The sequence below is a fragment of the Enterobacter cloacae complex sp. S2 genome (assembly GCF_015159675.1).
Taxonomy (GTDB): domain Bacteria; phylum Pseudomonadota; class Gammaproteobacteria; order Enterobacterales; family Enterobacteriaceae; genus Enterobacter; species Enterobacter intestinihominis.
In genome coordinates this window covers 30,902-40,971 of the sequence record NZ_JADDTS010000039.1, presented here as the reverse complement: position 1 = coordinate 40,971, position 10,070 = coordinate 30,902, and the positions used below count along the sequence as shown (strand labels likewise).

8 protein-coding genes and 1 tRNA gene are annotated in these 10,070 nt (G+C 52.1%); 2 read left to right on the top strand and 7 right to left on the bottom strand.

What is annotated here, in order from left to right:
- The 4 genes from IPZ49_RS18395 to proB form a co-directional block, all read right to left on the bottom strand.
- Positions 1 to 1,926: site-specific integrase (locus IPZ49_RS18395; protein ID WP_193762860.1), on the bottom strand; the 1,926-nt coding region annotated here is incomplete at its 3' end.
- 87 nt (positions 1,927 to 2,013) lie between these two features.
- Positions 2,014 to 2,089 (bottom strand) — tRNA-Thr (locus tag IPZ49_RS18390).
- Positions 2,090 to 2,200: 111 nt separating this feature from the next.
- Positions 2,201 to 3,454, bottom strand: coding sequence for a glutamate-5-semialdehyde dehydrogenase (gene proA, locus IPZ49_RS18385; protein WP_063146727.1), 1,254 nt, complete (start codon positions 3,452 to 3,454; stop codon positions 2,201 to 2,203).
- Between the two features lie 11 nt (positions 3,455 to 3,465).
- Positions 3,466 to 4,569 carry a glutamate 5-kinase gene (gene proB / locus IPZ49_RS18380; protein WP_015571369.1) on the bottom strand — a complete coding sequence of 368 codons (1,104 nt, stop codon included), beginning with the start codon at positions 4,567 to 4,569 and terminating at the stop codon, positions 3,466 to 3,468.
- 305 nt (positions 4,570 to 4,874) lie between these two features.
- On the opposite strand from proB, the gene phoE reads away from it, so the two are divergent.
- Positions 4,875 to 5,927: a phosphoporin PhoE gene (gene phoE / locus IPZ49_RS18375; protein ID WP_022647150.1), complete on the top strand. Its 1,053-nt coding sequence runs from the start codon at positions 4,875 to 4,877 to the stop codon at positions 5,925 to 5,927.
- 131 nt (positions 5,928 to 6,058) lie between these two features.
- Here phoE and crl read toward each other — a convergent pair whose 3' ends face one another.
- The 3 genes from crl to gpt form a co-directional block, all read right to left on the bottom strand.
- Positions 6,059 to 6,460: a sigma factor-binding protein Crl gene (gene crl / locus IPZ49_RS18370; protein ID WP_022647149.1), complete on the bottom strand. Its 402-nt coding sequence runs from the start codon at positions 6,458 to 6,460 to the stop codon at positions 6,059 to 6,061.
- A gap of 56 nt (positions 6,461 to 6,516) precedes the next feature.
- Positions 6,517 to 7,761 carry an esterase FrsA gene (gene frsA / locus IPZ49_RS18365; protein ID WP_023305490.1) on the bottom strand — a complete coding sequence of 415 codons (1,245 nt, stop codon included), beginning with the start codon at positions 7,759 to 7,761 and terminating at the stop codon, positions 6,517 to 6,519.
- A gap of 104 nt (positions 7,762 to 7,865) precedes the next feature.
- Complete coding sequence (gene gpt, locus IPZ49_RS18360; RefSeq protein ID WP_003863205.1) at positions 7,866 to 8,324, bottom strand: xanthine phosphoribosyltransferase; 459 nt, start codon at positions 8,322 to 8,324, stop codon at positions 7,866 to 7,868.
- A gap of 258 nt (positions 8,325 to 8,582) precedes the next feature.
- On the opposite strand from gpt, the gene pepD reads away from it, so the two are divergent.
- A complete protein-coding gene (gene pepD / locus IPZ49_RS18355; protein ID WP_048965735.1) occupies positions 8,583 to 10,040 on the top strand; it encodes a cytosol nonspecific dipeptidase in 1,458 nt (485 codons plus the stop codon).
- Positions 10,041 to 10,070: the final 30 nt, after the last annotated feature.

Below are 10,070 nucleotides of genomic sequence, written 5' to 3'. Positions count from 1 at the left end.
ACGTTGTTTATTAATTTGTTTGATTCTAAGAGCATCAGCTACCGCATCTACACCATCTTCGCAAACAAATGGAGCAACTTCCGGTAGCCCTAACGTAACGCTCTCAAGCGCAGCATAGAGAGCTGCTGGTGGATGATCTTTGCTATAACGATTCTCTGTTTCGCCAGAGCCGCGGATATGTCCAACAAACTGAGCACGAGTCTCGCTGTCGATTCCTGCTTGTTTGAGCCTTGTAGAAAACGTGTGACGGAATGAATGGAACGATTTCTTGCTGTCTTTTTCAAAGCCTAATCGCTCTTTCAGCAACGAGCGGTTAAACCAGTCTGAAGCCTTATCACCATATCCTTTTACAGAGTGGTAAGGAAGCTCTGGAAATAAACGTTCATGGCCTGCTTTCTTCAATGCTTCGCAATAGTTGATTAATCCAAGTTTGATCAATGTCGGATGCAACGGTATTTTCCGTCGTGAATTAATCGTTTTCAGTGACTGATCAGCACGTTCGCTGTTGATTTCAAAGAAATAAAATCCGGCATCATCCTGCTTAATATCATCCAGATAAAGCTGGCATAACTCATTAATCCTTGCTCCGGTAAAGAATCCGATGAGTGGCAACCAGTAATGAAATGCACGATAATGATGGAATTGCCCCTGACTGTTTTTATCGACAGTCCCACGCTTATACCAAGGCATACCAAAAATAGCGTTTAAATCCTCATCAGTGAAATCAGATTTGAAATCCTGATCCATCTTTTCATTTTCAACAGGTGCAAAGAATTTATTCGCAGGAGACTTAATAAAAATGCCTTCTCCATCAGCCCACTGGAAAGCCTCGAAGAGAATTCGCATATATTTACGAACGGCATTATCGCTCATTAGAGGGTCGCCATTCTCTTTTGCCTTGCCAATCAATTCATGAATATCATTGATTTTATATCTTATTTTCGCCAGATCGCGCCTTGCAGGTATCGACCTTAGTAAGCTCTCATACTTACGGAGGAAGTCACGGTCAACTTTTTCAAGCGTTGAATCACCCATGACTTCAAGGAGTAAGCTAAAACCTTCCCGGACTCGATTCTCTGCCTTTTCCGTGAATTTCCCCCCGCGCTTGTAGCGAATATATTTTTCACATAACTCGCTCATTTTCACTGAGTAGTATTTACGATTTACATATTCATTATCCGGTATTGATGAGGGCAATAATACAGGGGTAATTGCTTTTGGTTTCTCTGGCATGACTGGAGAAACTACGGTGCTATGTGACAGCCAAAATAATCGTAAGCGCTCGGCTTGAACACGATGAATCATCAATGAATTAGGCGAGATTTCGACACCGGGAAAGTCAACGAACCAAGCGGCTTTGGATGAAGCCTCTGAGGATTTAAATGCGGTTTCTGCATCCAGCGGCTCGCCAGCGATCATCTGACGTAATATACGTGATGAAACCAAAGGCTGAACATAACCGCTCAGAGAACCTCTGATCCCGATGTTAATGGCACTATCGATGATAAATCCAGAAACCTCAGGATCGTCTTTATCAACGAGTGAAAGGTCTTCCACATAGTAAGCAGGACGCCCATCAGCAAGCCAAAACAGCGGGATATTCGTATCAAGCAGGCGCTGAGCAACTTGTTGCAGGGAAGCACTCGTTAAACCGCAAAATTCAGCAAGGCTGATCATTCCTTCGCCCGCCAAAGCAGGCGCACTGCTCACCAACTTTTCTCTATCCAATTTTTGATACTCACCCAAACATCGCTGCCAGACAGCCAATAGGACTGCGGCAATCGCTCGCGCTTTTCTGATGTCGTTTGTTTCTGTTGAAGCGTGAATCTCACGCTGTCCCGTGTAGAGACGGTATCGGGCGGGAACTGCAATACGGACAACATAAATACCGCTGCTACGGCGATACAGATTATCACGTTGAGCCATCGGCTGTATGACCTCTATGTAGTAGAGGCTACGCGATTTCACTCTAAACGAATTTAATGTTAATTAAATCAATAAGATATAAGTGACTGGTGCCGATAATAGGAGTCGAACCTACGACCTTCGCATTACGAATGCGCTGCTCTACCAACTGAGCTATATCGGCCCTGAGAGACCGGTTACGAGCGTAACCACGGGGCAAAAGAGTAGATCTAACCGGGTGATGCGTCAATGCCCTTTTGAATCAAACGGCTATTTTTGCATCACCCGCGATTATTTACGCACGAATGGTATCATCACCGAAGCCGATCCACTTGTAGGTGGTCAGTGCTTCCAGCCCCATCGGACCGCGGGCATGCAGCTTCTGAGTGCTCACAGCCACCTCTGCACCCAGACCAAACTGGCCGCCATCGGTGAAGCGCGTCGAGGCATTCACGTAAACCGCAGACGAATCCACTTCATTCACAAAACGATCGGCATTGCGCAGGGTGCGCGTCAGGATCGCATCAGAATGCTGGGTGCCGTGTTCACGAATGTGCGCAATAGCGTCATCGAGATCCGCAACTACCTTCACGTTCAGATCCAGCGACAAATACTCATCGTCGTACTGCTCCGCGTTAACCGGAACGACCTTCGCCGGACCGTCTTTCAGCAGGGCGAGAGACTTCTCGTCCGCATGCAGCGCGACGCCACTTTCCGCCATCTGCTTGCTCAGCGCTGGCAGGAAGGTACTGGCGATGCCCTGATGCACCAGCAGCGTTTCTACCGTATTACAGGTGCTTGGACGCTGTGTTTTAGCGTTGACGATAATCTTCAGCGCCGGTTCGATCTCCGCGGTGTCATCCACTACGATATGGCATACGCCAATACCACCGGTGATCACCGGAATGGTAGATTGCTCACGGCACAGCTTGTGCAAGCCCGCGCCGCCGCGTGGGATCAGCATGTCGATGTATTTGTCCATGCGCAGCATCTCGTTGACCAGCGCACGATCGGGGCTTTCGATTGCCTGCACGGCACCCGCCGGTAAGCCGCACTCTTCCAGCGCCTGCTGAATGACGTTCACCGTCGCGGCGTTGGTGCGCCAGGTCTCTTTCCCGCCACGCAGGATAGCGGCGTTACCGGTTTTCAGGCACAGGGAGGCAACATCCACCGTCACGTTTGGACGCGCTTCGTAAATCACACCGATGACGCCGAGTGGCACACGACGACGCTCAAGGCGTAACCCGCTGTCGAGCACCCCACCGTCAATCACCTGCCCTACCGGGTCGGCGAGGTTGCACACCTGACGGACGTCGTCGGCGATACCTTTCAGACGCGCCGGGGTCAATGCCAGACGGTCGAGCATCGCTTCGCTCAAGCCGTTGCGACGCGCTTCCAGCAGATCCTGCTCGTTGGCGAGCAAAATTTCCTGCGACTGGGATTCCAGATAATCAGCGATTTTTTCCAGCACGCGGTTTTTCTCGCGGCTGGAAAGGAGCGCCAGTTTATACGAGGCGGCTTTCGCGGCTGCGCCCATTTGTTCCAGCATGTTCTGGCTCCTTAACGAATAATCATGTCGTCGCGATGCACGGCAACCGGGCCATATTCATAGCCCAGGATGGCGTCGATCTGCTGGGAATGGTGGCCAGCAATCCGACGCAGCGCGTCGCTGTTATAACGGCTTACGCCATGAGCGATGTCGCGACCTTCAAGGTTACGGATTCGGATCACTTCACCACGCGAGAAGTTGCCTGTCACGCTTTTAATTCCTTTTGGAAGCAACGAGCTTCCTCTTTCCAGAATAGCGGCGGTCGCGCCTTCATCCACGGTCAATTCACCAGCCGGGGGCGCGCCAAAGATCCAGCGCTTGCGGTTTTCCAGCGGGGAGGCCTGGGCGTGGAAGCGTGTGCCCACAGAGATGCCTTCCATCACATCACCTATCACGCCCGGACGGCTGCCTGCGGCAATAATGGTGTCGATACCGGCCCGGCACGCCACGTCCGCGGCCTGGAGCTTGGTGCCCATACCGCCTGTCCCAAGACCAGAAACGCTGTCTCCCGCAATGGCACGCAGCGCATCGTCAATGCCGTGAACGTCTTTGATCAGTTCTGCCTGTGGATTGGAACGCGGGTCAGCGGTAAACAGCCCCTGCTGATCGGTCAGAAGCAGCAGCTTATCGGCCCCTGCCAGGATCGCCGCCAGCGCAGAGAGGTTATCGTTGTCGCCTACTTTGATTTCAGCGGTGGCAACAGCGTCGTTTTCGTTGATGACCGGAACGATATGGTTATCCAGCAGCGCGCGCAGCGTATCGCGGGCGTTCAGGAAACGTTCCCTGTCTTCCATATCCGCACGCGTCAGCAGCATCTGCCCGACGTGAATGCCATAAATGGAGAACAGTTGTTCCCAGAGCTGTATGAGTCGGCTTTGTCCTACGGCGGCCAGCAGCTGTTTGGAGGCGATCGTCGCGGGGAGTTCGGGGTAGCCCAGGTGTTCACGCCCGGCGGCAATCGCCCCGGAGGTCACAATCACAATACGATGCCCTGCGGCATGCAACTGAGCGCACTGACGTACAAGCTCAACGATATGGGCACGATTAAGGCGGCGCGATCCGCCTGTTAACACACTGGTACCGAGTTTTACCACCAGCGTCTGGCTGTCACTCATGATTCTCTGCCGTTCAACAATAAGGGAAAATGATGTCAGTCAGACGTTTTAACAGGTGTCAGCCCCGTTGCCAACTGCCTTAGCACATCACCCGTCACTTTGTTGCGCGGGATCAGGAAGCGTAGCGGCAGATTTTGACAATTTTATTACCGAAAAATTAAAACATACTTTTTTAGACATATTCTTACTTTGTCATAAAACGTTCACCCACTAACGATAAAACCCTTCCTGTTTTTCACGGGGTAATAAGTTGAATCTTATTGCTCAGCGAATATTAGCGCGTTGTTATAAAATCAGGATTGAAAATGAAAAAGAGCACTCTGGCATTAGTGGTAATGGGCGTAGTTGCATCCACATCTGTTCACGCAGCAGAAGTTTATAATAAAAACGGTAATAAACTGGACGTGTACGGCAAAGTAAAAGCAATGCACTACCTCAGTGATGATGACGCGAAGGATGGTGACCAGACTTACGTTCGTTTTGGCTTTAAGGGTGAAACGCAGATTAACGATCAGCTGACGGGCTACGGACGTTGGGAAGCAGAGTTCGCGGGTAACAAAGCAGAAAGCGACTCTTCTCAAAAAACGCGCCTGGCATTTGCGGGTATTAAACTGAAAGATTTTGGTTCTTTTGATTACGGTCGTAACCTGGGTGCGCTGTATGACGTCGCCGCATACACCGATATGTTCCCGGAGTTCGGCGGTGACGGCCTGGCGCAGACCGATAACTTCATGACGAAACGCGCTTCCGGTCTGGCCACATACCGTAATACCGATTTCTTTGGCATGGTTGACGGTCTTAATATGACCCTGCAATATCAGGGTAAAAATGAAAACCGCGACGTGAAGAAGCAAAACGGTGACGGCTTCGGTACCTCCCTGAGCTATGACTTCGGCGGCAGCGATTTCTCTGTGATTGGTGCGTATGCCAGCTCCGATCGCACCAATGAGCAAAACCTTCAGGCACGCGGCGAAGGTAAAAAAGCAGAAGGCTGGGCGACCGGTCTGAAATATGATGCCAACGATATATATCTGGCCACTCTCTATTCTGAAACCCGCAATATGGCCCCTATTTCCGGTGGCTTTGCAAATAAAGCGCAAAACTTCGAAGTGGTTGCGCAATATCAGTTTGACTTTGGTCTGCGCCCATCTCTGGGTTACGTGCAGTCTAAAGGCAAAGATATCGAAGGCATCGGCGATGAAGATATCGTGAAATACATCGATGTAGGTGCGACCTATTATTTCAACAAAAACATGTCTGCGTTTGTTGATTATAAAATCAACCAGATCGATGACGATAATAAACTGGGCGTAAGCAGCGATGATATCGTTGCGCTGGGCATGACCTACCAGTTCTGATGTTGTGGTAATAAAAAAACCGGCGCTGAGCCGGTTTTTTTGTGCCCGGTGACGCTGTGCTTACCGGACCTGGGGAGTAATACGTTTTTAGGCCGGGTAAGGCGTAGCCGCCACCCGGCGCTGTGACATCATCAGGCTCTCAGTTTCACCGCTTCGCTGGAAAAATCGTCCGCAGGCTCCAGCTTCAGATCCAGCGTTGCCAGCAGGTCGCGAGCTCTGCCGTGAAATTCTTTTAGCGTATGCTCCAGGCGATCGATCACTTCCTGATCTTTGATGCTCGTCGCCTGCCAGTGCCCGTCTTTATTAAACAGGCCAAACTGATAGCTATAGGTAAAACGGTTTTCCTGTGCTTCCATTTCCATCCACCAGCCCCAGAACTCACGTTTTTCGGGTGCAGGCTTCACGTTGACGCAAACAGCCAGGCAGTCGAAAAAAAAGCGATTCTCTTCACACTGCTCTTCTCGAATATACGGGCCAAGAGCCATGAACTTCTTAATCAGTCTACTTTTCGGGTGTCCACTCGGTAACGTCATTGCGATCTCCTTTTGTGAAGCACTGTTTTACCAAACCAACGAAATTTAGCAAACTATTAACACAATCTCTGCGTGATCCAGCGTGTGATCTCTTTAAGCGCTTTGTCAAAATTCTGGTACACCGGGCTGAAGGGTACCTCCAGCAATTTGCCATCCGAAGATGACGAGGTGATTAAGCGTGACTCCTCTTCCGGGCTAAATGGATCGTTCTTCCAGAAACCGGACATCATCGGGGTTGGGCAACGGCGGCCCAGCAAGCCCTGCGTTTTTAATGAATACCGATTAAGTTCAATGCGCAACGCTTCATCTGAAGCATCATGCATGCCAAGTCGGCTCGCCAGCACGTCCAGATACATTTCAGGAACGCTACCCTGACGCGCAGGCTCGCTTAGCAGTGCATGCACTACCGGACCAAGACAGGCGACGGCCTTCAGGCGGGAAGATTCAAGGTAGGCCAGCCGTACCGCGACGTTAGCGCCAAAGCGGAAGCCAAACGCACCTACCCGGGTATGGTCAACCCAGGGGATATTCTCCAGCGCTTTTAATGCATGCTGGTGCAGCAGGCTGGAATCTTGCGTAAGTTTCCATTTGGATGAAAAACCAATTGATGGCATATCGAGCGTCAGCATGGCGATCCCGTTTGGGGCAAAGTAGCGCTCATACAGGCTGTAATAATCAATTTGTAACGAATCCAGGCCGCCGCACATCAGAACCGTCGGGAACGGGCCTTCCCCCTCCGGCATATGCAGGAATCCAGTCACCGGGCTACCGCCGGGAATGGCGAACTCAATTTCACGCATCCGGCCAGGCAGCCGCTGGGCGGCCTCTTCATAAGCCCGGTTTGCCAGCGCCTGGGCCTGCTCCGCCAGTTCGTCTCCTTTCAGATGCGGGTATGCAGCGATGCTGTAAAGGTTTGCCGCATGCAGCCAGTGTTTGCCGCTGAGAGTGGCATCTTCTTCCTGGCTCGCTTTTTGCTGCCAGAGCATGGCCTGCTTTGACCATTCGTAGATCCAGTTCCCGCCACGGTAGCCCACCACCGTGTCGTAGAGATCGCTGTCGGTGCGCTCAGACTCGCTCATCACGATACGCGCCTGCACGTCGAGGATTTCGCGCGGGTCGATACCACGCCAGATCCACATCAGGCGGTTAATCATGCGATACCAGTGGGGCACGTTTTTACCATCTAACGCTGACTGTACAGCAGGCATGGTCCCCGGATTAAACCGACGCACCAGCGTCGAGGTTTCAGGGTGCTTGAAACGGGGTTTGAAAAGAGTTTCGGTGAGATTCGCCTGCGCCATTGCGTTGCCTCCATGGATACATCACTTGGAGACCATTGTAACGCGTGGCAGGGTAAAAAGAACAACGCCCGGCATAACCGGGCGTGTAAAGTTACGTACTGAAATTAACGGCCAGAGATAGGCGGTACGAAGACCACGCCCATATCCCATGGCTGTTCAATCCAGGTATCCTGAGGGATATCAATGACGTAATCATCAACCAGGGGACGACCCGCTGGTTTCGCGAAGATAGTGACGAAGTGCGCTTTTGGATACATTTCGCGGATAGCCACAGCGGTACCGCCGGTGTCCACCAGATCGTCGATAACGATAAAGCCTTCACCGTCGCCTTCCGCGCGCTTCAGAACTTTCAGCTCACGCTGGTTATCGTGGTCATAGCTGGAGATACATACGGTATCGACATGACGAATACCCAGCTCACGTGCCAGCAGCGCCCCCGGTACCAGACCGCCACGGCTGACGGCAATAATGCCTTTCCACTGTTCGGAAGGCATCAGACGCGCAGCCAGTTTGCGTGCGTGAATCTGCAACATGTCCCAGGTGACGACGTATTTTTCGCTCATGTGAAGTGTCCCAGCCTGTTTATATACGGCTTAAAAAAATGAGGGTGAACCAGGTTGCGCGAGATTATAGAGATCTGACGCACTAAAAACCAGTGTTACGCGCCATGAGCCTGAGTTTTTACATGCTTAATGCTACCAGCCACGGGAGAAAGTGGTATTCTCAGATGCATCTCGCAAGCCCGTCTTGTGGTAACGATTAACCTGCTAACCCAGTGACCTGCAACATTGTTTTGCAGCGCAACGACAAGGAGACCTATCGTGTCTGAACTGTCTCAATTATCTCCACAGCCGCTGTGGGATATTTTTGCCAAAATCTGCTCTATTCCGCACCCTTCCTATCACGAAGAACAGCTTGCCGAACATATTATGGGCTGGGCAAAGGAAAAAGGTCTGCACGCTGAGCGTGACCAGGTTGGCAATATTCTCATCCGCAAACCTGCCACCGCAGGTATGGAAAACCGTAAGCCAGTGGTATTGCAGGCGCACCTGGACATGGTTCCGCAGAAAAACAACGACACCGTTCACGACTTCACAAAAGACCCGATTCAGCCGTACATCGACGGTGAGTGGGTGAAGGCGCGCGGCACGACCCTGGGCGCAGATAACGGTATTGGTATGGCTTCCGCGCTGGCCGTGCTGGCTGACGACAGCGTTGAACACGGTCCGCTGGAAGTGCTGCTGACCATGACTGAAGAAGCGGGCATGGATGGCGCGTTCGGTCTCCAGGCAAACTGGCTGCAAGCGGACATTCTGATCAACACCGATTCCGAAGAAGAAGGTGAGATCTACATGGGCTGCGCGGGCGGGATCGATTTCATCTCTACCCTGCCGCTGTCCCGCGAAGCGATTCCTGCCGGATTCGAAACCTTTAAGCTGACGCTGAAAGGGCTGAAAGGCGGTCACTCCGGCGGTGATATTCACCTGGGCCTGGGCAACGCCAACAAACTGCTGGCGCGTTTCCTGGCGGGCCATGCCGCTGAACTGGATCTGCGTCTGGTGGACTTCAACGGCGGCACTCTGCGTAACGCGATCCCTCGCGAAGCCTTCGCGACCGTGGCGGTGCCTGCGGCGAAAGCGGAAGAGCTGAAAAAACTCTCCAGCCTGTATCTGGATATCCTGAAAAACGAGCTGTCTGAGAAAGAGAAAAACCTGACGGTGGTACTGGAGTCCGTTACAACGGATAAAGCCGCGCTGACCGCACAGTCTCGTGACACGTTCGTCCAGTTGCTGAACGCAACGCCAAACGGCGTGATCCGCAATTCTGACGTTGCAAAAGGCGTGGTTGAAACCTCCCTGAACGTGGGCGTAGTGACCATGGGCGACGACAGCGCAGAGATCATTTGCCTGATCCGTTCCCTGATCGACAGCGGTAAAGAGTACGTTGTGAGCATGCTGGAATCTCTGGGTACCCTGGCGGGCGCGAAAACGTCTGCAAAAGGCAGCTACCCTGGCTGGCAGCCGGATGCAAGTTCTCCGGTCATGGCACTGGTGCGTGAAACTTATCAGAGACTGTTCAACAGCACCCCGAACATTCAGGTTATTCACGCGGGTCTGGAATGTGGTCTGTTCAAGAAACCGTATCCGGATATGGACATGGTCTCCATCGGGCCGACCATTACGGGGCCACACTCCCCGGATGAGCAGGTTCACATTGAAAGCGTCGGTCACTACTGGACGCTGCTGACTGAGCTGCTGAAAGCAATCCCTGTTAAGTAATAAGCCGTTTGATGCCCGGTGGCGCTTCGC